This is a genomic window from Acidimicrobiia bacterium, assembly GCA_040902765.1.
Taxonomy (GTDB): Bacteria; Actinomycetota; Acidimicrobiia; order Spongiisociales; family UBA11373; genus DATKBG01.
On record JBBDWO010000028.1, the window covers coordinates 184,641 to 207,166 of the forward strand.

A 22,526-nucleotide genomic window follows, 5' to 3' on the forward strand; every position below is an offset into this window, starting at 1 on the left:
GTTCCATCCTGTTAGGCCCACTGAGCCCATGGCTCTTCGGCTGACGCCTCATCGCGATGTCGGCCGGGTCCCTACCCAGCCGACCGTGGGCCTTCCCCGTTGAACCTGGTTCGCGTCCTGCCCGGCCCACTGAGCCCATGGCTCTTCGGCTGACGCCTCATCGCGATGTCGGCCGGGTCCCTACCCAGCCGACCGTGGGCCTTCCCCGTTGAACCTGGTTCGCGTCCTGCCCGGCCCACCAGCGGGATTCCATTGCGACACAGGGGTTGGTGCCGATCAGCGTTCGAGCCCCAGACCCCGTGATCGAGGCCGCGACCACGTTGCGTCCACATGGGAGGCGTCCCATGGGGGAGCCAGGGTGTCGGGAAGGACGGCCCGGGAGAGCAAGGCCATCGACTCACCCCAACCCGACCCGGTGTGCACCGCTTGTCCTCGCCCTCTCTCCCCGTCGTATCCTGCGCTGGTGTCACTGTCGAGAGGCCCGGGAGCCAATCCGATCGACGAGCCCATACGCGCCGAGCTGTTCAGCGTCGAGCGGTTGGAGCAGCACGCTCGCAGCCTGGCCTCCAGTCACGAGCTGAGCGGGCGGAGGGGGCGGCTTCGACCAATAGCTCGGCGACTGGCGGAGAACGGCGATGTCCTCCTCTCCGCCTACGGGGAGCTGTCCCGAGCGATCCGGGAGGAGGCGCTGCTCACGCCGGCGGCCGAATGGCTGGTGGACAACTTCCACCTAGTCGAGAGCCAGCTGCACGAGATTCGAGAGAACCTCCCCCCGTCCTACTACCACGAGCTGCCCAAGCTCAGCGGGGGTCACCTGCCCGGTTACCCGCGCGTGTACGGGATCGTATGGGCCTACGTCGCCCACCTCGACAGTCGGTTCGATCCCGATGAGCTGCGCCGATTCGTCGCCTCGTACCAGGAGATCGAACCTCTCACCATCGGTGAGCTGTGGGCGATCCCCATCACCCTCCGCCTCATCCTCATCGAGAATCTGCGCCGGATGGCCGAGTCGATCATCTGGGGTCGGAGGCTCCGACGCCAGGCAGATGAGATCGCCGACGGCCTCCTCGGAGTCGGTGACGGCAGCTCCGATGAGGCCCTGGCGGCCCTCGACCAGTACACGGACGAGCTGCCTCAGCCTTTGGCCGTTCAGCTGCTGCAGCGCCTCCGCGACCGCGACCCGGAGACGACGCCCGGCCTTCCCTGGCTGCTCGACCGCCTGGCATCCACGGGGACCCCGCCCGCCGAGGTCGTCACAGAGACCCACCGCCGACAGGCGGCCACCAACGTCACCGTCCGCAACATCGTGACCAGCCTTCGCCAGGTCAACTACTTCGACTGGGCCGCCTTCGTCGAGGAGGTGAGCCTGGTCGACCACGCCCTGGCCGCCGGGAGCTCCTTCGGCGACATGAGCTTCGCCACCCGGGACCGCTACCGGCACGCCGTCGAGGAGCTGTCCAGGGGATCCGATGCCCCGGAGCTCGGCGTCGCCAGGGCCACGCTCGAGCTGGCCGGCGACCACCCCGCCGGTAGTCGCCGGAGGGACCCCGGCTTCTATCTGCTCGGGGAGGGCAGGACGACCCTCGAGGGTCGGATCGGCTTCCGGGGCAGCCCGGGGCTGGTGCTCTCTCGATTCGTCAGGAGACACGCGGCGGTCGTCTATGTGAGCTCGGTCGCCCTGCTGACCGCGCTGGCCCTCTCGGTGCCCCTGCTCACGATCGACCGCTGGTGGCCCTGGCCCCTGCTCATGGGCCTGCTGGCCCTGATACCGGCCTCCGACCTCGGTGTGGCGCTGGTCAACCGGGCGGTCGCAGCGCTGACCCGTCCGGAGGAACTCCCATCCCTGGCGTTGCTCCACGGGCCAACCGAGGACCTACGCACCCTGGTGGCGGTCTCCGCCATGCTGTCGCGTCCCGACCAAGTGGAAGAGCTCGTCGAACGGCTCGAGATCCACTACCTCGCCAACCCGGAAGGCGACCTGCACTTCGCCCTCCTCAGCGACTGGCGCGATGCCGACGAGCCCGAGATCCCCGGCGATGCCGAGCTGCTGGCAGCAGCGACGCGCGGCGTCGCCCGGCTCAACGAGAGACACGGACCGGGGCCCGACGGGGCTGATCGCTTCCTGCTACTCCATCGCCGCCGCCTGTTCAACCCGGGCGAGGACCGGTACATGGGCTGGGAGCGCAAGCGAGGCAAACTTCACGAGCTCAACCGCCTCCTGCGCGGCGCGACCGACACCAACTTCTACCGAACCGGCGGCGAGCGGCCCGAGGGGGTTCGCTATGTGATAGCCCTCGACGCCGATTCACGGCTTCCCCCGGGGGCGGCCACGCGGCTGGTGGCGACGATGGCCCACCCCCTCAACCGGGCCCGGGTCGACGAGCGGTTCGGGCGGGTCGTGGAGGGCTACGGGATCCTCCAGCCTCGTGTCACCGCCTTCCTCGGGTCGGGCGACATGAGCTTCTTCCAGCGTGTCGTCTTCCCGCCTGCCGGGATCGATCCCTATGCGGCCGCGGTCAGCGACCTATACCAGGACCTCTTCGGCGAGGGCTCCTATGCCGGCAAGGGGATATATGAGATCGACGCCTTCGAGGCGTCTCTGGAGGGTCGGATCCCGGAGAACACCCTGCTCAGCCACGACCTCTTCGAGGGTTGCTTCGCCAGGGCCGGCCTGGTCAGCAGCGTCGAGGTGTTCGAGGAGTTCCCGAGCCACTACGAGGTGGCGCTCTCGCGCCAGCACCGCTGGGCCCGCGGCGACTGGCAGCTCCTGCCGTGGATCCTGGGGCGGCGGGGACCGCTCCCCCCGGTTGCTCGACTGAAGATGGTAGACAACCTGCGCCGCAGCCTCAGCGCCCCGGCGGCGCTCCTCACGCTGATCGCGTCTTTCCTCGTGCCGGATGTGCCCGTGTGGCCTTGGACCGCATTCGTTCTCGTGGCCATGGGCCTTCCCGCGACGCTGCCCCTGCTCGAGCGGATGATCCCCCGCCGCACCACCACCCCGGGGGCAGTACGTCTGCGGCGCTGGGGAACGGATGCCGGGCGCGTCCTAGCACGAACTGCCCTACACGCCGTATTCCTTGCCCACCAGGCGGTGAGGTTCGCCCACGCCGTGGTGACGACGTTGTGGCGCCTGGTCATCTCGCGCCGAGGGCTGCTCAGCTGGGTGACGGCCGAGGAGGCCGGACGACAGCTCGGCCTCGATCGGGCAGGCTTCATCCGGCGCATGTCCCCTTCGATCGTGATGGGGCTGGCAACCACGACCGCGGCCGCTCTCCTCAAGCCGGAAGCATTGGTGGCTGCCGTGGCGTGGTCGGGCTCATGGGTGCTGGCTCCCCTCATCGCCCACCGTGTCAGCATCCCCCGCCCGATCCAGGTGTCGGTCCCGCCCACCGCCGCGGAACAGGCGACCATGCGGCTGACCGGCCGGCTCACCTGGAGATACTTCGACAGGTTCGTGAACGAGGAGGAGAACTGGCTGCCGCCGGACAACGTCCAGGAGAATCCTGCGGCGATAGCCCATCGCACCTCCCCGACCAACGTGGGGCTCTACCTGCTGGCGCTGCTGTCGGCCCGTGAGTTCGGCTGGATCGGTGTCGAAGAGACGGTGAGCAGGATCGAGGCAACCCTGTCGACCCTCGATCGACTCGAGCGGTTCGAGGGTCACTTCCTCAATTGGTACGACACGACATCGTGCGAGCCACTGCTGCCCCGATACGTGTCGACCGTCGACAGCGGGAACCTCGCCGGACACCTGCTGGCGGTCTCCCAGGGGTGTGCCCGCCTGCGCCGTCTCGAACCGGGCTCCGAGGTCGCAGCCGGGATCAGGGACGGAGCCCTCCTCATGGGGCAGGTCGCCGCCAACCTGCCTGTCAATCTGGACGTCGAAGTCGTCTCGCCCCGCGACCTCGACCGGGCGCTGGTCGAGTTCCTCAGCACCCTGAGCAGTCGGGAGACCGCAGGGGCAGAGGGTCTCGCCGAGGTCCTCGCAGAAGCCGAGGCCCTTGCAGACATCGCCCTGACCCTGGCCACGGTGGAGGGCGCCGAGGAGCTGGCGGTCTCCGGCGAAGAGCTCGTGGCGACGGTGCGGAGCCACCTCCGCGATCGTCACATCCTCGACGAGATCAAAGACCGGGAGCGTCTCTCCGATCGTCTCGCCGACCTGGCCGAGAGGACCGCCCGCCTCGTGGCGGCAATGGACTTTTCCGTCCTCATGGACCCCGACAACAAGCTGCTGTCGGTGGGCTACCGCGTCGGTGATGCTGCGCTGGATCAGAGCCACTATGACCTGCTCGCCTCCGAGGCCCGGCTTGCCAGCTTCGTGGGCATCGCCAAGGGTGATCTGCCCGCCAGCCATTGGTTCCGCCTCGGGCGGTCGATGACCCCGATGGGGGCCGACGGCGCCCTGATCTCGTGGTCGGGGTCGATGTTCGAGTACCTGATGCCGCTGCTGGTGATGCACTCCCCGCCCGAGACGATCCTCGACACCACCTACCGGGCGGTGGTGCGCCGCCAGATCGAGTACGGGAACGAACGTCGCATCCCGTGGGGGATCTCTGAGGCAGCCTATGCCGCCCGCGGCGTCGACCTCGTCTATCAATACCGGGCCTTCGGGGTGCCGGGGCTCGGGTTCGAGCGAGGTCTGAGCCAGGACCTGGTGGTCGCTCCCTACGCCACGATGCTGGCGGCGATGGTCGAGCCGCGCGATGCGGTGGCGAACCTGGCCCGCCTCGACGGCCTGGGAGCACTCGGCACCTATGGCTACTACGAGGCGCTCGACTTCACGCCGGCCCGCCTGCCCGACAACGGGGGACCCGTCCTCGTGCGAGCCCACATGGCACACCACCAGGCGATGTCGCTGGTCGCACTGGCCAATGTCATCTTCGCCGGGTTCGCCCGAACCCTGTTCCATGCCGACCCGTCGGTTCGGGCGACCGAGCTGCTGCTGCATGAGAGGGTCCCGCGCGATGTCGAGGTGGCACGACCGAGGGCCGAGGAGGTCGCCGAGGCGGCCCATCCCCTGGAGGAGGTGGAGGGTGTGGTGCGGCTCGTCTCGTCGCCGCACGGTCCCGTTGTGGCCACTCACCTCCTGTCCAATGGCCGACTCAGCACCGTGATCACCGCCGCCGGTTCCGGCTACAGCACGTGGGAGGGGCTCGCCGTGAACCGTTGGCGGGAGGATGCCACGCGCGACAACTTCGGCACCTACTTCTTCATCAGGGACGACAGCGGGCGAACCTGGTCTGCCGGCCACCAACCGACCCTGGCGGAGGCGGACTCCTACCAGGTGGCCTTCAGCGAGGACAAGGCCGAGATCCGACGTCGTGACGGCAATCTGACGACGGCGCTGACCGTCGTGGTGTCCGAGGAGGATGATGCCGAGGTCCGCCGGGTGAGTCTCACCAACCTGGGCTCGGGCGTCCGGGAGGTGGAGGTCACCTCCTACTCAGAGTTGGTCCTGGCGCCGCCCGGCGTCGACGCCGCTCACCCTGCGTTCTCCAACCTCTTCGTGCAGACCGAAGCGGTGGTCGGCCACGACGCGTTGCTCGCCACCCGCAGGCCGCGCTCGGCCGAGGAGGAGACGGTGTGGGTCGGCCACGTCCTCGCCGTGACCGGCGACGTCGTGGGAGGAGTCCAGTACGAGACGGATCGGGCGCGTTTTCTGGGCCGGGGAAACGAGGTCCACCGCGCCGCGGCGATCGATCGCCCGCTGTCGAACTCGGTGGGCCGGGTGCTCGATCCCATCTTCAGCCTGCGTAGGAAGGTGCGGATCCAGCCGGGAGCCACCGCGCACCTCGACTTCACGACCGTGGTGGCCCCCACGCGGGGCGAGACCCTCGACCTGATCGACAAGTGCTCCGATCCGGCCACCTTCGAGCGAAGCTCTACGCTGGCCTGGACGGGCGCCCAGGTTCGCCTCCATCACCTGCGTATCACCCCCGACCAGGCCCACGTGTTCCAGCAGCTCGCCGGTGCCCTCATCTACTCCGACCCGGCGCTGCGAACCCCACCGGGTCAGACGGACACTCACTCTGTCCGTCGGGAGCTCTTGTGGCGCCATGGCATCTCCGGTGACCTCCCCATGGTCCTGGTCCGCATCGACCAGCCCGAAGAGCGCGGATTGGTTCGCGACCTCCTCCGGGCTCTCGAGTACTGGCGGATGAAAGGGCTGCTGGCCGACCTCGTCATCATCAACGAGAAGCCGGACTCGTACGCCCAGGACCTCCACTCGGCCATCGAAGAGCTGATGCGGGAGAGGGGTTACCGGGCCGGCCAAGAGCTCGACGGCCGGGTCTTCGTCCTCAATGGCTCGCTGCTCACTCCCGACGATCGGCAGACTCTTCAGTCGGCGGCACGGGCGGTGCTCCTGAGTCACCATGGGACCCTCGCCGAGCAGCTCGCCCGCCGACCCGCTCAGGCGCCGTCCCCGACACCCCGCCCGAGGCCGCCTCGCGCTGATCGGGCCGAGCGTCGGCTGCCGCGGCCGGACCGCGAGTTTCACAACGGCCTCGGCGGCTTCGACGCCGACGGGACGGAGTACGTGGTGACACTGGGAGAAGGCCAATGGACACCGAACCCGTGGGTCAACGTCGTCGCCAACCCCAACATTGGATTCTGCGTCTCGGAGTCGGGGTCCGCCTACAGCTGGGCAGCGAACAGCCGGGAAAACCACCTGACCCCCTGGTCGAACGATCCGGTCTCCGACCGTTCCGGCGAAGTGCTCTACGTGCGAGACGAGGAGAGCGGGGAGGTCTGGGGACCAACCGCACTACCCATCCGGGATCATGCCTCGACCTACCTTGCCCGCCACGGTCCCGGGTACTCCGAGTTCGAGCATGAATCGCGGGGGATCGCCCTCCACCTCCACCAGACCGTTCCGCTGGAGGATCCCGTCAAGATCTCACGATTGCGGATTCGCAACCTGAGCGGCCGCCGTCGCCGACTCTCGGTCACGGCATACGTGGAGTGGGTGCTCGGGACCACCCGATCCTCCTCGCCCATCCAGATCATCACCGAGCGCGACGGCGCAACCGGAGCGATGCTGGCGCGCAACCCCTCAAACGTCGACTTCGGGACCCGGGTCGCCTTCGCCGACCTGGGGCCGGGCGAGGTCAGCGCCACCGGCGATCGGGCCGAATTCCTCGGCCGGCACGGCAGCGTCGACGACCCGGCCGCACTGAAGAGAACCGGGAGCCTGTCGGGCACCGTCGGAGTCGGCTTCGACCCCTGCGCGGCCATTCAGCGCCGGCTGGTCCTGGCCCCAAACGAGGAAGCCGAACTGATCTTCCTCCTCGGCCAGGGCGAAGACGCGGACCATACGCGCACCCTGGTGGAGCGTTACCGCCGGACCGACCTGGAGGTGGTGAAGTCCGAGGTGGCCGCGCAGTGGGATGACATCCTCGGCACCATCCGGGTGAGGACCCCCGAGCGTTCCTTCGACCTGATGATCAACCAGTGGCTGCTCTACCAGACGCTCGCCTGCCGGGTGCTGGCCCGCACCGCCTTCTATCAATCAGGGGGCGCCTTCGGCTTTCGCGATCAGCTGCAGGATGTCATGGCGCTGGTCGTGCCGATGCGCAGCATCACCAGGGAGCACCTGGTGCGTGCCGCCGGTCAACAGTTCGAAGAGGGCGACGTCCTCCATTGGTGGCATGCCCCATCGGGAAAGGGTGTTCGAACCCGCATCTCCGATGACTACCTGTGGCTTCCCTACGCCGTTGCGCACTATGTCGACGTGACCGGAGACCAGGGCCTGCTCGACGAGATGGTTCCCTATCTGGTCGGGGCAGAGCTCGCTCCCGACCAGGACGAGATCTATCTCGCCCCTGAATCGTCCCGTACCGAGGGGACGATGTTTGACCACTGCCGCCGTGCCCTTGAACGGGCCCTATCACGGCTGGGGAGCCACGGCCTACCCCTGATCGGCACCGGCGACTGGAACGACGGGTTCAACAGAGTTGGTCGCGAGGGGCGGGGAGAGAGCGTGTGGCTCGGATGGTTCCTGGAAGCGAACCTGACGCGTTTCGCCGACATCGCCGACGGACTGGGAAAGGACGAGTTGGCCGCTGACTGGCGCCAAGCGGCGTTTCGTCTCCGGGCGAGCCTCGAAGCCTCGGCATGGGATGGCGACTGGTACCGCCGCGCATACTTCGACGACGGGACACCGCTCGGCTCATCGGTCAATCCGGAGTGCCGGGTCGACTCGATCGCGCAGTCCTGGTCGGTCATCCACGGGGGCGCCCCGAGACAGCGGGCGCAGCGGGCGATGGACTCGGTGGAGGAGTACCTGATCCGCCGGGGCGACGGACTCGTGCTTCTCTTCACCCCACCGTTCGACGATTGGGACGTGGACCCCGGCTACATCAAGGGATATCTGCCCGGCGTTCGGGAGAACGGTGGTCAATACACCCACGCCGCGATTTGGTGCGTCATCGCCTTTGCCACCCTCGGTGACGGCGATCGGGCGGGGGAGCTGTTCGGCCTGCTCAACCCGATCAACCTCACCACCACCAGGGCCGGCATCCACCGCTACCGGGTCGAGCCCTATGTGGCCGCGGCGGACGTGTACTCGGAGGCCCCCCACGTGGGCCGAGGAGGCTGGACCTGGTACACTGGCTCGGCTGGCTGGATGTACCGCGCCGGTGTGGAATGGATCCTCGGCTTCCGCCTGCGTGGAGACCACCTTCGTGTCGAACCGTGCATCCCGCGCGCCTGGAGAGGCTTCGAGATCGATTTCCGCTACCACTCCTCCCGCTACGAGATACGGGTGGATAACCCCAACGGCGTCGCCACAGGTGTCGTGGAGCTGACCCTGGATGGCATCGACCTGCCTCCCGACTCGGAACTGACACTGGTCGACGACGGCTCCATACATCAGGTGCGGGTGACCCTGGGCTGAACCGGCTCACGGCCACGCCGCCCACGGTTGCCATGGTGCGCGCCCCATGGCGACAAGGACCGCGCGTCTTCGTTGACACAAATCTGACGGGCCTCGCCCACCGATTCGCTGAGGACGACGAGCGGATCATCTACGTCGGGCACCCGGCCTGGACCTTCAACCAAGAACAAGGGCTACGCCTGGTCCAGGAGACCGAGGCGCTCGGCGGTGACGATCGCCTCAGCGCGGCTCGAGACGCCGAGGCGTGTGTACAGATCGTGGAGGCGACGGAACATGGCCCGCTCTGAGTAGCCCGCCTCATCGGCGAGACGGGTGACCGTGGTGCCGGCGGCGAGGGCGCTCAGCCAGTCGATCTCCTCGGCATCGATCTCGGGCCGGGGGGCGTGGGCATCGGGCCACTCGGCGGCGAGCGCCGAGACCGTCTCGGTCGGAAGACGGAGCTCGCCGTTGAGGGCCCCAGCAACGGCTGAGACGATGTCGAGAGGCTCGGCAGCCCAATCGACGACGCCGGCGACGCCGTGAGCGAGGGCATGAGCGACGCTGGCTGGGCTCGGGTCGGGAAGCAGGGCCAGCACGACATGTGAGGACGCCAGGTCGGAGATCAGGTCACAGTCCTCGGGTCCCCGCATCGTGACCACCGCCACTCGGGCATCGGCCGCGTCATCGGTGACGGTGTAGCCCGCCTCGGTGAGTGCACCCGTGAGGCCGCGTCGAAACGCTCGTGCCGGTTCGAGTATGACGACGCTCGTGCTCATCGGGCGCGTCAGCGTACCGGCCTCCGAGACGGCACGCTCCCGACACGCGAGTGGCATGGCTCGGCCACGGTCCCGGATCACCGGCGGCGGTGGTCGGGGCCCCGTGAGGGGTCCCTTCGGGGTGGTTCGGACGTCGCCGAAGTGGGGCGACAGTGTGGCGCATCTGCGCCAGCGCATGGCCGGGACAGGCGTGGTCGTCTTGGAGTACACATTGTGGGAAATGGGGACCGCGTCCCCAGCCACCGTCGCCCCCGTCGGGTGGGCGACCGAGAGAGGAAGACGAATGGCGACTGCCAAGAAGCCCGCTGCCAAGAAGCCGGCGGCCAAGAAGACGAGCACGGCCAGGAAGTCAGGCGGCGCCAAGAAGCGCTGACGGTTCCAGCTGTAGGTGGTGGGGAGGGCGTATCGTCCTCCCCACCATCGCGTCCGGGATCAGGTGGCGCGGGCCGCCCGCTTCTCGAACGCCTCGGCACCGCGCATGATGCGGTCCGGGAGCGCCATGATCTTGTCCTGGAACTCCCTCGCCTTGGAGGTGAGACCGGTGAGCTGCTCGATCTTCCAGTCCCGCACCAGCGGCATGATCACCCGGTCGTGGTGGATGCGCAGGTTGTAGACCCCGGCCTTGGCCATGTCGACAGCCCGTCGCAGATAGCCGGGGATGCCGATCCCCGGCATGGTGAAGGTCGAGAAGACGCGGTAGATCGGCTCCAGCATCGTGGACGGGCTCGCATCCAGCATCGCCTGAGTGACCCCGCGGTAGAACATGAAGTGATGGTTTTCGTCGGTGGCGATGCGGGCCATGATCTCGTAAGCCGTCTGGTCGTCGGCGAGCTTGCCGGCATTGCGGTGGCTGACCCGCGTTGCCAGCTCCTGCGCCGACGTGTAGGCCATCAGCGCCGCCGGGTCCTGGTACGGAAGGTCGTAGCCGGTCTCCATGGTGGACATCCGGTCGTCTTCCAGCGCCCGCGGATCACAGTTGCGCGAGGTGAGCAGGTAGGAGCGCAGGGCGATGGCGTGCTGGCCCTCTTCGGCCGTCCACAGGTGGTTCCAGCGTGACAGTGCCGAGTCCTTCGGTACCCGCGAGGCGATGAGCTCGTGGTAGTAGGGGAGGTTGTCCTCGGTCAGGAGGTTGAGGACGAGGGCGGTGCGTACCTCGGGGGACAGGCTGGCGTGGGACTCTTCCCAGGGCTCGTCGCGGAAGTTGCGGCCCTGCTCCCACGGGACGAAGTCGTGGGCGTACCAGTGTTCGCGGCGGGAACGGTGCTCGGCGGTGAGTCGCTCCACCTCGTCGTCGACGGCGGCCACCAGCTCGAACTGTTCGTCGATGCTCATGGTGCCCTCGCGCGGTTGGTCCTCGATCCGTCGTCACCACAATAGCCGCTGCAGGATGTGGGAGGATGCAGTCCGTGCCCACACCACCCATCCGTACGGCCGTGATCCCTTGCGCCGGTGAGGGTACCCGCATGCGCCCCGCCACCCGAGCGGTCCCCAAGCCACTCCTCCCGGTGATCGACAAGCCGGTCATCCAATACGTCGTGGAGGAAGCGGTCGCCGCCGGCATCGACCGGGTGATCCTGGTGGTCGACGAGCGATCGGGCGACCCCGTCATCGCCCACTTCGTGGGGCCGCCCGCCCTCGAGGGCATGAAGCACGTCGAGTTCGTGGCGGTCGAGCAGCCCAAGCCGGCGGGTCTCGGGGATGCCGTGCTCCAGGCACGGCGCGCTGTCGGTGACGAGGCGTTCCTCTGCATGGTGTCGGACCGGTTCCCGGTTCCCGGTCGCTGGTTCGCCGACCGGATGGTGGCTGCCTACGACGGCCGGCCCGTGGTGGCCGTCGAACGGGTCGGGCAGGATGTCGCAGACCGGTATGGGTTCGTGTCGATCGGGGGACCCGCGACCGACGGCGTGGTGGAGGTCACCGGAGCCGTGGAGAAGCCGGGAATCGGGAAGGCACCCTCCGAGTTCGCCCTGCTGGGACGCTACGTCTTCGGCCCCGATATCTTCGATGAGCTCGGATCCTTGCCCCCCGGGTATGGCGACGAGATCCAACTCACCGACGCCATCGACCGGGTGGCCCGGCGGGGCGGGGCCGTCGGGCTGCTGGTGGATCACGTCCTTCTCGACGTCGGTCTGCCAGCAGGACTGCTCGAGGCCACCGCTGCCGTCGGCCTCGCCCGCCCCGACCTCGCTCCCGAGTTCATCGCGGCGATGCGCCGGATGCTCGACGGGTAGCGTTGTTTCCATGGACGAAGTGGTACGCACCCCCGACGACCGGTTCGCCGACCTACCCGACTTCCCGTTCGAGCCGCACTACGCAGAGGCCGATGGACTCCGACTCGCCTACCTGGACGAGGGGGAGGGCCCGGCAGTCGTGTTCTTCCACGGGGAGCCCACCTGGTCGTTCCTGTGGAGGAAGCTCGTCCCCCCGGTAGTCGCCGCGGGCTTCCGTGCGATCGCCCCGGACTACGCCGGCTTCGGACGCTCCGACAAGCCCACCGACATCGGCTGGTACACCTACGACCGCCACACTCGCCTCATGGAGTCACTGCTCGGCGGGCTCGGCGTCGCCGACGCGGCCGCGGTGGTCCACGACTGGGGAGGCCCCATCGGGCTCCGGGTTGCGGTGGAGGCTCCCGGGATGTTCTCACGGCTGGTCATCATGGAGACGGCTCCGGTCACCGGCCATCAGCGGATGACGGACGACTGGCTCCGGTTTCGGTTTTTCGTCGCCAAGACCGAGGACCTCCCGATCGGGTTCCTGGTGCGCGGCGGCTGCTTCAACGACCCCGGTGACGCGGTCATCGGGGCCTACGACGCCCCGTTCCCGAACCCGGAGTCGAAGGCGGGAGCCCGGGCCTTCCCGGCAATCCTGCCCACCGAGCCGGATGCCCCCGGCGCGGCCGCGGGTCGGGCCGTCATGGAAGCGCTGGTCGCCCACCCGCTTCCCGGCATCGTCATTTGGGCGGGGAACGACCCGATCCTGCCCGAAGCGTTGGGCCGCAAGCTGGCGGGCGCCCTCGGCTACGACGAACCAACGATCGTCCCCGAGGCCGGGCACTTCCTCCAGGAGGACGCTGGTCCCACGCTCGGCGGCATGGTCGCCGAGTGGCTGGCGGCGACCACCTAGGCTCGGTCCGTGCACGACCGGCTGCTCATCGACTGGTGGTTCGGTGGCTGAGAGCGCGGCATCGTTCTGGTTGGAGCGCCTCGGTCCGATGCGCCTGCGGCCGCCACTGGCCGGGCCGCTCGAGGTCGACGTCTGCATCGTGGGAGCCGGCTACACCGGACTGTGGACCGCCTACTACCTCCTCGAGGCTGCACCGGCATTGAACGTGGCGGTACTGGAGCGCCGACACGTCGGTTTCGGCGCCTCGGGCCGCAACGGGGGCTGGGTGTCGGCCAAGGTCGCCGGATTGGACCGGTTGTTCAAGCACGCCGAGACGAGGGGTCCCGCCCTCGACATGCAGATGGCGATGAACCAGACCGTCACCGAGGTGGGGGAGGTCGTGGCTCGGGAGTCGATCGACTGCGGGTTCGTCCACGGCGGGACGCTGCTGGCGGCGACCACCCCGGCTCAGGTCGGGCATCTCCGCGACTACGTCGTCTCCAAGCATGCCGTCGGGTTCACCGAGGAGGACCACCGCTGGCTCGGACCCGAGGAGGCAGCCTCCCGGATCCGCCCGGGCGCTCTCTACGGAGCCGCTTTCACGCCCCACTGTGCAGCCGTCGATCCTGCCCGGCTCGTTGTCGGACTGGCTGAGGCGGTGGAGCGGCGAGGCGGGGTCATCTACGAGGAGACTGAGGCGACCGTCAGTGGGGGACGGGTCTCGGTGGGGGGCGAGCCGGTCACCACTCATGCCGTGGTCGATGCCCGGGAGGCCTACCGGCTGCTCGACCGTGCCGAGCGACGGGCGATGATCCCGGTGTACTCGCTCATGGTGATGACCGAGCCGCTGGGTGACGATCGGTGGGCCGAGATCGGTCTGGAGGGGCGCGAGACGTTTTCAGACGGTCGCTTGATGATCGTGTACGGGCAGCGCACTGACGACGGGCGGATCGCCTTCGGAGGCCGGGGCGCCCCGTATCACTTCGGCTCCAGCATTCGCCCCGAATTCGACCGTGACGAGGCCACCTTCGCCATGCTCAGGCGCACCCTGGAGGCCTTCTTCCCTGCGATGGCCGGAGCCCGCTACGAGGGAGCCTGGGGAGGGCCGCTCGGCATCCCCCGCGACTGGAGGCCCTCGGTGACCTTCGACCCCGACACCGGGCTCGCCCGGGCAGGCGGCTACGTCGGCCAGGGTGTGGCAGCGGCGAATCTGGCGGGGCGGACCCTGACCGACCTGATCCTCGAGCGCCACAGCCCGTTGCTCGACTTCCCATGGGTCGGTCACCGTTCCCGGGCCTGGGAGCCCGAACCCTTGCGATGGATTGGCGTCAACCTGGGGCGGAAGCTCACCGAGTCGATCGACGCCGCCGAGGACCGGGAGAGTACCCCCCGATTCCGTCGGTGGCTGCTAGGCCGTCTCCCCGTCGGCTGAGGATCAGCGTGGCGTCCCTGCCACCCGGAGGCTCCGCACCCCTCGAAACACGAGGCTCGGGGTGCGCTCCGGCTCGGGATCGAGTGCCTCGAGGGACGAGAACCGCATCGCCAGGGCACGCAAGGCCTCCTCGAGTTCGACCCGGGCGAGCGCCGAGCCCAGGCAAAAGTGCGTCCCCAGACCGAACGAGATGTGCGGGTTGGGGTCACGGTTCAGGTGAACGGTGTCGGGGTCGCTGAAGACGGCCTCATCACGGTTCGCCGAACCGAAGAGCAGACCCACCTTGTCGCCCGGCTCCAAGGGGATACCGGACCACTCGATCGGTTCCAGCACCCAGCGTTCGAACATCTGTAGCGGGGCGTCGAACCGCAGGAGCTCGTCGGCGCCGCCGTCCACCCGGTCCGGATCGTCCACGAGGGCGCCGAAGGCCCCGTGGTGGCGGGTGAAGGTGAGCACCGAGTTTCCGATGCCGTGGACCGTCGCCTCGTGTCCTGCGTTGAGGATCAGGATGCACGACGCGACCAGATCGTCGTCGGGGAGCGGGTCGTCGCTGTGGACCAGCTCCGAGATCAGATCGTTGCCGGGTTCGCTGCGACGCCGTTCGATCAGGTCACGCAGGTAGTCGGCGAACTCACCGACCGCGTGTTCTGCCCGCTGCTGCTCGGCGTCGGTGGCCGCAATGTCGAACACCCGCACGATGGCGTGGGACCAGTCGAGGAGCCGCCGGTGATCGGTGTCGGGCACCCCCATCATGTCGGCGATGACCGAGATCGGCATCGGCGTGGCGTAGTCGGCGATGACGTCGAAGCCGTCCCCGAGGCGGTCGAGGAGGCGCTGGGCAAGGGAGCGGATGTCGGAGCGCTGCACCTCGGCCCGACGGCGGGTGAATGCCCGGTTCACCGACCCCCGGATGCGTGTGTGTTCGGGAGGCTCGAGGTCGATGAACGAGCCCCGGATGAGCCGCGTCCACTGGGGGAGGTGGGCCGGGTAGGTGCGGTGGTCGACCTGATCGGCGGGCAGGACGTGGCGAATGTCACGGCCGAAGGCACGACTGCGCAGGATGCCGGTCACATCGGCATGGCGGCTGAAGAAGGTCAGGCCCCACGTCTCGTCGAAGAACGGCCCGTGGGTGCGAAGCCTGGCATACGTCGGGTACGGATTTCTGACGAACTCTGGGTCGTAGGCGTCGAACACGCCTCAGGGTACCGGCTCGATGCCGACCCGGTCAGGCGGCGGTCTCGACGAGGATGCAGGCGTCGACGATGGCGTCGAACGCGTGCTCGTCGAGGTATCGGCGCACCGCGTCGTCGGCGGCCCCGGGCTGGACCCATACCGTCGTGTACCCGAGTTGGCGGCACTCGTCGAGGATGGCGAGGGTGACCACGGGTGGGACGACGAAGACCACGATGTCCGGAGGCTCGGGGAGGTCGGCCACCGTCGGATACGCCGGGTCGTCGGCGACTGTCGGTGCCGTCGGGTGGACGGCCATCACCTGAAAGCCCTTCGCCCGCAGATCGCGGTAGGCCCGTCCGCCCCACTTCCCGGGGCTGTCGGACGCACCCACCACGGCGACACAGGTGGTCGCCGGGTCGGTCAGGAGAGACATGATCGTGTCCATGGTTTTGCGACGCGGGGTCAGTTGCCGCACGCTGCACGGTACTCCGCTATGCGACGCCGTCGAACCGTTCTCATGGTCGCCAATGGCGGGGTTGCCGACTGAGGCCGGCGAGGACGATAACGCCGACGACCGCGCCGGCGAGTACCCATGTCGTCGGGAAGGGCCGCCCCCCGATGTCGAGGGCGAACGGCCCCTCCAACCCGAACCGGTGCAGCACGGCCGCGACGACGGGGCCGCCGAGGAGAGCGGCGATCGTCGCCGCCCCGCGCATCCGTCCGGGAACTACGCCCAGCTGGACGGCCGTGACGGCGGTCGCCGTCGCCAGGAGGACGCCCATGCCAAGCCAGGCCAGACCGGCGAGGGCCACCTCGATGACCAGCCACGGCATCGGGATCAGCCCTTGTCCTGCTTGGCCTTCGCCTTGGCCGCCTTCTTCTGCTCGCGGAGCACGAACACCTTCTCGAACTCGTCGACGTCGGCGATCGAAGGCCAGTCCGCGGCCTCGGTCTCCCAGCCGGGGGGTCCTTCGCCGAGCCGCTTGCCGACGACGCCCACGAATATGCGAGCCTTTGCCTTCCCGAACCCGGGCAGCGCCTCGAGCCGACGGCGCAGCGCTGCCCCGTCTTCGGCCTCGGTCCAGATGCGGCTGGTCTCCCCGCCGTACTCGTCGACGACGATCTGGCATAGATCGCGCGCCCGCTCCGCCATCGCCTTCGGGAACCGATGCAGCGCCGGTGGCCCGACGAAGGCGGCTTCGAGGTCGGCTTCATCCATGGCCGCGATGGTGGCGGCGTCGAGGTCGCCACCGGTGCGCACCTGCAGGAGGTAGGGGGAGTAGAAGGCGCGCTCCATGGGGAACTGCTGGTCGAGCAACATCCCGATCACCAGCGCGGTCGGGTTGCTCGCCAGGAGCCGGTTGGCGTCGGCATCCTCGGTGAACGGCAGGGCGTCGGGCATCCGTGACCTCCGGCAGTGGGGCCGCCAACGCTAGTGCCGGTCGGTTGGTGCCTCGTCTCGCCCGAGGCGCCAGCCACCTCTCATGCCGAAGAGGCGACCCTTGGAGCCGAGAGGGCGCCGCACGCTGAGGTCGACGACGGGCGTGGTGGGGAGAGGGCGGGCATCGATTCCCCGGGGGAGGACGAGCTCGGTCACACCCTCGTCGGCGGCAGCGCAGGCAGCATCGGTGATGATCGGTGCCACCGGGCGGCTCGGGTGGTCGGTGAGGATGCTGTGGACCGCGATCGCGTTGGCAAAGCGTGCGCCGTAGAGGACCGCAGTGGTGCCGTGTGGACCGTCCTGGCGCCACATCCGCAGTCGGCCAGCATCGAGGAGTCGGTGCGTCGCTTGCCGGTGAAAGACGGCGAGTGCCGGATGGGCGAGAGGCGGTGCCTGCGGCCCGGAGGTGAGGGTTGCCATGATGTCCAGCGTCTCTTCGAGGTCGAGGGGGCGAGACACCAGGCGTCTCGATTCGCCTCCCGGGGAACCGGCGGGCACGGCGTCGTCGGTGCGGAGGGCGCTGGCTGCCGAGCCGTGAACGTCACGGCGGTCCGCCCGGCGTCGAAACAGGAGGGTGGCGAGGGCGCCGTCGGCGGCGAGCGCGGTCAGATCGACCACATCCCACCGGGGGTCGCGGGTGGTCGCATCCCACAGCGTCGAGGCGAGCGTCGTCGGATGGGTCGGGTCGACGAGGATGTCGAGACCACGGCCGCCGGCGATACCGGCGCCCATCATGCGCAGCGAGCTCACGGCGACGCCGAGCCGCCGCCGATGATCGACAAAGCAGGGGGCGGCACCGACCAGCTCCCCGGTGTTGGCGTCGCGAGCGGTGATGAGTTGGAGGTCGGCATCGCTGCCGATGGTGTCGACCCAGGCGCTCAGCCAGGGCCACGACAGGAACGGGGAGGGACTCGCCGATCGTGCGAGCAGTGGATCCCACTCGGCTCGCAGCGACGCAAAGCCACGCCGATCGACCGATTCCACCACCGGGGCGTGGTGGCGAGCCGATGTCATCGTGGGCTCGGCACGGAGGCGGGAGCGCGGTCGTGGGACCCGTGGTGGGGCATAGGAGGAAGGTTTCGGACACTCGATCACCGGACTTGAGGCGGGGCTGCGCCGGCCGAACGGGGACGGGTTAGCCTTGCGGCGCTCCACCGTGGCGCGGAGGTGTGATGGACGACATCGGCATGCTGGAATCCCTTCTCGACGTCCAGGGTGTGGACTCTGAGATCGACCGCCTCCTCGCCCGTCGCTCCAGCCTCCCCATCCTGGAGGAGTTTCGGCAGGCTCACGGGGAGCTCCAGCGGTTCGAGAGGGATCTCGCCGAGCAGAGCACCCACGCCCGGGAGACCCGGCTCGCTCTCGACCGTGCCGAAGGCGAGATGCTCCTCGACGAGGAGAAGGCGGCGAAGGAGGAGCATCGCCTGTTCGCCGGAGGGCTGACGGCGCGTGAGGCCACGCACATGCGCGACGAGGTGGCCATGCTGCGTAAGCGGGTGTCCGACCGGGAGGACGAGGTCATCGAGCTGATGGAGCTGCGCGAGCAGTACGACCAGCGAGTGGCCGAACTCGAAGCGCAGCGGGTGGATGCCGCGGCGACCAAGGCGCGGCTCGACGAGGAGATCCGGGCCGAGTGGGCGGCGATCGACGGTCAGGTGGCGACGCTGCGTGGCCAGCGCGAGGGGCTCGCATCCAAGGTGGATCCCGATCTCATGCAGTTGTACGACGCCATCCGGCCGGGCAAGGATGGCGTGGCGGCGGCCGTGCTCGCCGACCGGGTCTGTGGTGGATGTCACCTGGCCCTGTCGGCGGCCGAGGAGTCCCAGGCCCTGAAGGCGCAGCCCCCCAGATGCCTCCACTGTCGACGCATCCTCGTCCCCCGATGAGCGCTGCATTCACGCTGAACTGCGACGGGGCGTCGCGGGGCAATCCAGGACAAGCGGCCCTCGGTGTCTCCCTACTCGATCCGCAGGGAGAGCCGGTTACCGAGTTCGGCCGGACCCTCGGCGTGACGACCAACAACGTCGCCGAGTACGAGGCGCTCATCGCCGGCCTCGAGGCGGCACTCGAGCACGGCGCCGTGCCCCTGGAGGTCCGCCTCGATAGCCTGCTCCTCGTCCGACAGGTGCTGGGGGAGTTCAAGGTGAAGGCGCCCGGTCTCAAGCCCCTGCATCGGCGCGCCGTCCATCTGCTCGCCGCGCTCCGCGAGGTGCGGGTGACCCATGTGCGGCGCGAGCACAACACCCGCGCCGACGCCCTCGCCAACGAGGCGCTGGACGGGGACCGCTGATGTTGTTCTGGCAGCTCGGAGGAACCGTTTTCATCGCCCGATACGTCTTCAAGGACGCCGCCATGGATCTGCGTTGGCTCATGCTCGGCGCCCTGCTCTCTGACCTGATCGACAAGCCGATCGGATCGGTGCTGTTCGCCGGTACCTTCGACAGTCACCGGCTCTGGGGGCACACCCTGCTGTTCCCGGTCGTCATGCTGGCCGCGGCCATGCTGGCATTCCGTCGAGGATCGGCCGCCCGCAAGAACGCCCTCGCCGTGGTGCTCGGGGTCTTCATCCACCTGCTGCTCGGCGGTGCCTGGCTCCGGCACGAGGGCTTTCTGTGGCCGCTCTTCGGACTCGACTTCCCGCGGATGGCGAATCACCAGCTCGGCGATCTGGTGCGTTCGATGATCACCAACCCGATGGTGATCGCCGGTGAGGTGTTGGGGCTCACCTATCTGGTGCTGCTGTGGTGGCGCTACCTGCGCGAACCTGGTGGCGTCGCCCGGTTCATGCGTCGGGGCCGGATTCCGTTGCCTTAGGCGTCGACTGGCGCGTGCTGCGCAGCATGCGGACCGCGATGAGCACCAGCACGACGGCAAAGAGTCGCCGCAACACGAGACCGTCGAGCCCCAGGGCCGTCCACGCACCGAGTACGCCGCCGCCCAGCCCTCCGAGGGCGAGCCACATCGCCAGGGTGAAGTCGACCCGCCCAGCGCGGGCATGGACCGCCGTGGCGACGATCGCGGTGGGCACGATGACGACCAGCGAGGTGCCCTGAGCGGTGTGCTGGGCGACGGCGAGCAGGACCACCATCCCGGGGACCATGACGATGCCGCCGCCCACGCCCAGGGCGGCGCCGATGACGCCGGCGAGGAGCCCGATGGTGACGAGGGTGAGGACCGTCATGACCCCAGCCCCAGGCGGGCAGCAGCGATCAGGGCGAGTACGACGAAGGACCGGGCCAGCCAGGTGGCGGGGATCCGGGAGATGGCGCGGGCACCGACGACTGCGCCGATGAGCGAACCCGAGAGCAGCCAGACGGTGTGGCTCCACTCCACTTCCCCACTGGCAGCGAACGGAACGGCGGCTGCGGCGGCCACCAGGACGATCGCCGCCATCGACGTGGCATGCGCCCGATGCTGAGGGAGCGACAGAAAGAGGACCAGGCCGGGAACCATGACCAGACCCCCACCGATGCCGAACATCCCGCTGAAGAAGCCAGCGGCCATCCCGAGCAGGACGGCGACGAAAGGACGGGGCATTGGGCGTGAGGCTACCGCCCCCGCCACCCGAGCCGCCAGCGGGCGCTTCGGTCAGCTGGTAGCTGGTAGCCGGTAGCCGGTAGCCTGCTCGAATGCGCCTTGCCTTCAGTCCCTCCGCACCTGGCGCCGATGCCGCCACCCTGGTCGATCTCTGCGTCGAGGCGGAGGCACTCGGCTTCGAGGAGGCGTGGCTCGCCGAGGTCGCCGGCCCGGAGTCGTTCGCCCTCGCCGGGGCGATCGCTGCAGCGACCATCACTATGGCGCTCGGGGTCGCCGTAGTCCCTGCCTCGACCCGGACCCCGGCGCTGCTGGCGATGGGGGCGGGGACGATCAGCCAGGTGCTGCGCGGCCGCGAGTTCTGCCTCGGTGTCGGCTCGTCGTCCCAGGTGATCGTCGAGACCTGGCACGGGGCGCCATTCGCGCCCCCGCTCGCCCGGGTGCGAGAGACGGTGGAAGCGACGCGGGCGCTCCTCGGAGGGGAGCGCTCCTATGCCGGCACCCTGGTCCGCGCCGACCGGTTCACGCTCACCTCGCCGCCGGTCGGCCCGGTCCGGCTGTTCGTCGGTGCGCTCGGTCCGCGGATGCTGCGCCTCGCCGGTGCCGTCGGGGACGGCGTGTGCCTCAATCTCATGCCCCCCGAGGTGGTGCCCCGGCAGCTCGCCGAGATCCGGCGGGGAGCCGAGGAAGCCGGCAGGGATCTACCCGAGCACTTCCGGGTGATGGCGCGGTTCCACACCGTGATCACCGACGATCGAATCGCCGGTCGGGAGGCGATTCGGATGGGCTTTGGTCCCTACTTCGCACAGCCCGTGTACAACCGCTTCCTCGCCTGGTGCGGCCATCCGGATGCGGCGGACGCCATCGCGGCGGCGTTCACCGCCGGCGATCGGGCCGGTGTCGCGGCCGCGCTCACCGACCAGGTCGTCGACGGCGTGGCCATCGTCGGATCGCCCGACGAGGTCTCCGCCCGCCTCGATGAGTACTCCGTTGCCGGCGTCGACGTCGGTGCGATCAACCTGCTCGGGTCGCCGGAAGCGGTGACCGACGGCCTGAGGGCCCTGTCGGGCCGCTAGGGGGTGCGCGAATAGGCTCGCCCCGGGATCAGGTTTCGGCTTGCCACAAGCCGAAACCTGATGAAGCCAGCGACCTATTCGCGCACCCCCTTAGAGCGCTCGGAGTCGGGGGACGACCTCGGACCCGAGCATGCGAATGGTCGCCTCCTGGTCGAGTGAGGCGATCTGGAAGGCCACGGTGTCGGCGTGGAGGTCCTCCACCAGCGGTCGGTAGATCTCGGTGATGGCGTCGGCGTCGGCGCCGATCGAGTATCGACCCAGAACCTCTTCGCGGGGCATCGCATCGGCGCGTTCCCGCAGGTCCTGGGGGTCGACCGCCTCCAGCCTGCCCGGCGCCCTGAGCCCTCGCCACGAGGTGAGTGCCTGCCAGGCCTCCTCTTCATCGGCGGCATGGAGGGACCAGCGGGTCGCCAGCAGGTGCGGCTTTGGCCGGCCCGCTTCGGCAGCGGCGGCGGCTGCCGGATCGACCACGTTCTCGATGGTCTCGGCAGCGACCTTGCACGACGCGATGATCCCGTCGGCCAGCTCGGCGGCGAGCTGCGCCGACTTCGGTCCGCCCGCCGCCAAGAGGATCGGTAGGTAGCGGTTCGGGGGGCTGTACAGCTTGGCCCGGTCGGTGCGGTAGTACTCGCCGTCGAAGGTGAGCTTCTCCCCGTCGAGGAGGCGTCGCATGATCTGGAGCGCTTCGCGCATCCGGGCGGCACGCTCCTTGTAGGCAGGGAAGTCGTATCCGAGGGGGCCCTCGTTGATGTTCTCGCCGGTGCCGACCCCGAGGTCGAAGCGGCCGTTGGAGAGGCGGTCGAGGGTCGCTGCGGCCTGGGCGACGATGGCCGGGTGGAATCGAAACAGCGGAGTCGTGACTCCGGTGACGATGCGGATCCGCTCCGTCGCCTGAGCCATGGCGCCGATCGTGGAGAAAGCGAACCCCGACGCCGAGTGGTCGTCGACCCACGGATGGAAGTGCTCCGACACCACCACGCCGTCGAACCCGGCTTCCTCGGCGACCACGGCGTGGCGCACCAGTTCCTCGGGGTGCCACTGCTCGTGTCCGCAGAAGTAGTAGAAGCTGGTCACCGGCACTCCTCGCTCGTGTCCCGGCCCTCATCATCGCGTA

At 68.9% G+C, this 22,526-nt stretch carries 18 protein-coding genes; 8 read left to right on the top strand and 10 right to left on the bottom strand.

Translation table 11 applies throughout. The features are described from left to right. The first annotated feature begins 463 nt into the window (after positions 1 to 463). Positions 464 to 8,896 carry a glucoamylase family protein gene (locus WEA29_08435; GenBank protein ID MEX2323777.1) on the top strand — a complete coding sequence of 2,811 codons (8,433 nt, stop codon included), beginning with the start codon at positions 464 to 466 and terminating at the stop codon, positions 8,894 to 8,896. A 173-nt stretch (positions 8,897 to 9,069) separates the two neighbouring features. Here WEA29_08435 and WEA29_08440 read toward each other — a convergent pair whose 3' ends face one another. Then, positions 9,070 to 9,651, bottom strand: a complete 582-nt coding sequence (locus tag WEA29_08440; protein MEX2323778.1) for a hypothetical protein — start codon at positions 9,649 to 9,651, stop codon at positions 9,070 to 9,072. Between the two features lie 432 nt (positions 9,652 to 10,083). Then, on the bottom strand, positions 10,084 to 10,983 hold the full coding sequence (locus WEA29_08445; GenBank protein MEX2323779.1) for an acyl-ACP desaturase: 900 nt from the start codon (positions 10,981 to 10,983) through the stop codon (positions 10,084 to 10,086). Positions 10,984 to 11,048: 65 nt separating this feature from the next. Here WEA29_08445 and WEA29_08450 point away from each other — a divergent pair, with 65 nt between their 5' ends. The 3 genes from WEA29_08450 to WEA29_08460 are packed head-to-tail and all read left to right on the top strand — an operon-like array spanning position 11,049 to position 14,188. After that, complete coding sequence (locus WEA29_08450) at positions 11,049 to 11,882, top strand: sugar phosphate nucleotidyltransferase (protein MEX2323780.1); 834 nt, start codon at positions 11,049 to 11,051, stop codon at positions 11,880 to 11,882. A gap of 10 nt (positions 11,883 to 11,892) precedes the next feature. Beyond that, entirely contained in the window at positions 11,893 to 12,777 is an 885-nt protein-coding gene (locus WEA29_08455; protein MEX2323781.1) for a haloalkane dehalogenase, read from the top strand. Between the two features lie 43 nt (positions 12,778 to 12,820). Beyond that, entirely contained in the window at positions 12,821 to 14,188 is a 1,368-nt protein-coding gene (locus WEA29_08460; GenBank protein ID MEX2323782.1) for an FAD-dependent oxidoreductase, read from the top strand. A gap of 3 nt (positions 14,189 to 14,191) precedes the next feature. Here WEA29_08460 and WEA29_08465 read toward each other — a convergent pair whose 3' ends face one another. The 5 genes from WEA29_08465 to WEA29_08485 all read right to left on the bottom strand — a co-directional run bounded on the left by WEA29_08465 (position 14,192) and on the right by WEA29_08485 (position 17,816). Then, positions 14,192 to 15,382 carry a cytochrome P450 gene (locus tag WEA29_08465; GenBank protein ID MEX2323783.1) on the bottom strand — a complete coding sequence of 397 codons (1,191 nt, stop codon included), beginning with the start codon at positions 15,380 to 15,382 and terminating at the stop codon, positions 14,192 to 14,194. Positions 15,383 to 15,413: 31 nt separating this feature from the next. Then, complete coding sequence (locus WEA29_08470; protein ID MEX2323784.1) at positions 15,414 to 15,794, bottom strand: CoA-binding protein; 381 nt, start codon at positions 15,792 to 15,794, stop codon at positions 15,414 to 15,416. 82 nt (positions 15,795 to 15,876) lie between these two features. Further along, entirely contained in the window at positions 15,877 to 16,194 is a 318-nt protein-coding gene (locus WEA29_08475; GenBank protein ID MEX2323785.1) for a hypothetical protein, read from the bottom strand. A gap of 5 nt (positions 16,195 to 16,199) precedes the next feature. Next, entirely contained in the window at positions 16,200 to 16,763 is a 564-nt protein-coding gene (locus WEA29_08480) for an HhH-GPD-type base excision DNA repair protein (GenBank protein MEX2323786.1), read from the bottom strand. Positions 16,764 to 16,793: 30 nt separating this feature from the next. Then, positions 16,794 to 17,816 (bottom strand): hypothetical protein, encoded by a 1,023-nt coding sequence (locus tag WEA29_08485; protein ID MEX2323787.1) that lies wholly within the window; start codon positions 17,814 to 17,816, stop codon positions 16,794 to 16,796. 158 nt (positions 17,817 to 17,974) lie between these two features. On the opposite strand from WEA29_08485, the gene WEA29_08490 reads away from it, so the two are divergent. From WEA29_08490 to WEA29_08500, 3 genes are read left to right on the top strand one after another with little or no spacing between them, the layout of a single operon-like run. Then, positions 17,975 to 18,688 (top strand): hypothetical protein, encoded by a 714-nt coding sequence (locus tag WEA29_08490; GenBank protein MEX2323788.1) that lies wholly within the window; start codon positions 17,975 to 17,977, stop codon positions 18,686 to 18,688. Then, positions 18,685 to 19,092: a ribonuclease HI family protein gene (locus WEA29_08495; protein ID MEX2323789.1), complete on the top strand. Its 408-nt coding sequence runs from the start codon at positions 18,685 to 18,687 to the stop codon at positions 19,090 to 19,092. The genes WEA29_08490 and WEA29_08495 overlap by 4 nt, the downstream gene beginning before the upstream one ends. After that, entirely contained in the window at positions 19,092 to 19,616 is a 525-nt protein-coding gene (locus WEA29_08500; protein MEX2323790.1) for a metal-dependent hydrolase, read from the top strand. Before WEA29_08495 ends, WEA29_08500 begins: the two co-directional genes overlap by 1 nt. On the opposite strand, the gene WEA29_08505 is transcribed toward WEA29_08500, so the two are convergent. Further along, the gene (locus tag WEA29_08505) at positions 19,585 to 19,983 is read right to left on the bottom strand and encodes a sulfite exporter TauE/SafE family protein (protein MEX2323791.1); all 399 of its coding nucleotides are present in this window, start codon (positions 19,981 to 19,983) and stop codon (positions 19,585 to 19,587) included. The two genes, WEA29_08500 and WEA29_08505, sit on opposite strands and share 32 nt — an antisense overlap. Continuing rightward, positions 19,980 to 20,339 carry a sulfite exporter TauE/SafE family protein gene (locus WEA29_08510; protein MEX2323792.1) on the bottom strand — a complete coding sequence of 120 codons (360 nt, stop codon included), beginning with the start codon at positions 20,337 to 20,339 and terminating at the stop codon, positions 19,980 to 19,982. The genes WEA29_08505 and WEA29_08510 overlap by 4 nt, the downstream gene beginning before the upstream one ends. 92 nt (positions 20,340 to 20,431) lie before the next feature. On the opposite strand from WEA29_08510, the gene WEA29_08515 reads away from it, so the two are divergent. Beyond that, positions 20,432 to 21,412, top strand: coding sequence for an LLM class F420-dependent oxidoreductase (locus tag WEA29_08515; GenBank protein MEX2323793.1), 981 nt, complete (start codon positions 20,432 to 20,434; stop codon positions 21,410 to 21,412). Positions 21,413 to 21,502: 90 nt separating this feature from the next. On the opposite strand, the gene WEA29_08520 is transcribed toward WEA29_08515, so the two are convergent. Then, positions 21,503 to 22,486, bottom strand: coding sequence for a TIGR03557 family F420-dependent LLM class oxidoreductase (locus tag WEA29_08520; GenBank protein ID MEX2323794.1), 984 nt, complete (start codon positions 22,484 to 22,486; stop codon positions 21,503 to 21,505). Between the last annotated feature and the right edge of the window lie 40 nt (positions 22,487 to 22,526).

Excerpts from the sequence above, each read along its gene's own strand:
- WEA29_08475 (MEX2323785.1), bottom strand. The coding sequence starts at position 16,194 with ATGCCGTGGCTGGTCATCGAGGTGGCCCTCGCCGGTCTGGCCTGGCTT.
- WEA29_08495 (MEX2323789.1), top strand. The coding sequence starts at position 18,685 with ATGAGCGCTGCATTCACGCTGAACTGCGACGGGGCGTCGCGGGGCAAT.
- WEA29_08505 (MEX2323791.1), bottom strand. The coding sequence starts at position 19,983 with ATGACGGTCCTCACCCTCGTCACCATCGGGCTCCTCGCCGGCGTCATC.
- WEA29_08510 (MEX2323792.1), bottom strand. The coding sequence starts at position 20,339 with ATGCCCCGTCCTTTCGTCGCCGTCCTGCTCGGGATGGCCGCTGGCTTC.
- WEA29_08470 (MEX2323784.1), bottom strand. The coding sequence starts at position 15,794 with ATGTCTCTCCTGACCGACCCGGCGACCACCTGTGTCGCCGTGGTGGGT.
- WEA29_08485 (MEX2323787.1), bottom strand. The coding sequence starts at position 17,816 with ATGACATCGGCTCGCCACCACGCCCCGGTGGTGGAATCGGTCGATCGG.
- WEA29_08490 (MEX2323788.1), top strand. The coding sequence starts at position 17,975 with ATGGACGACATCGGCATGCTGGAATCCCTTCTCGACGTCCAGGGTGTG.
- WEA29_08450 (MEX2323780.1), top strand. The coding sequence starts at position 11,049 with ATGCAGTCCGTGCCCACACCACCCATCCGTACGGCCGTGATCCCTTGC.
- WEA29_08515 (MEX2323793.1), top strand. The coding sequence starts at position 20,432 with ATGCGCCTTGCCTTCAGTCCCTCCGCACCTGGCGCCGATGCCGCCACC.
- WEA29_08445 (MEX2323779.1), bottom strand. The coding sequence starts at position 10,983 with ATGAGCATCGACGAACAGTTCGAGCTGGTGGCCGCCGTCGACGACGAG.
- WEA29_08500 (MEX2323790.1), top strand. The coding sequence starts at position 19,092 with ATGTTGTTCTGGCAGCTCGGAGGAACCGTTTTCATCGCCCGATACGTC.
- WEA29_08480 (MEX2323786.1), bottom strand. The coding sequence starts at position 16,763 with ATGCCCGACGCCCTGCCGTTCACCGAGGATGCCGACGCCAACCGGCTC.
- WEA29_08455 (MEX2323781.1), top strand. The coding sequence starts at position 11,893 with ATGGACGAAGTGGTACGCACCCCCGACGACCGGTTCGCCGACCTACCC.
- WEA29_08440 (MEX2323778.1), bottom strand. The coding sequence starts at position 9,651 with ATGAGCACGAGCGTCGTCATACTCGAACCGGCACGAGCGTTTCGACGC.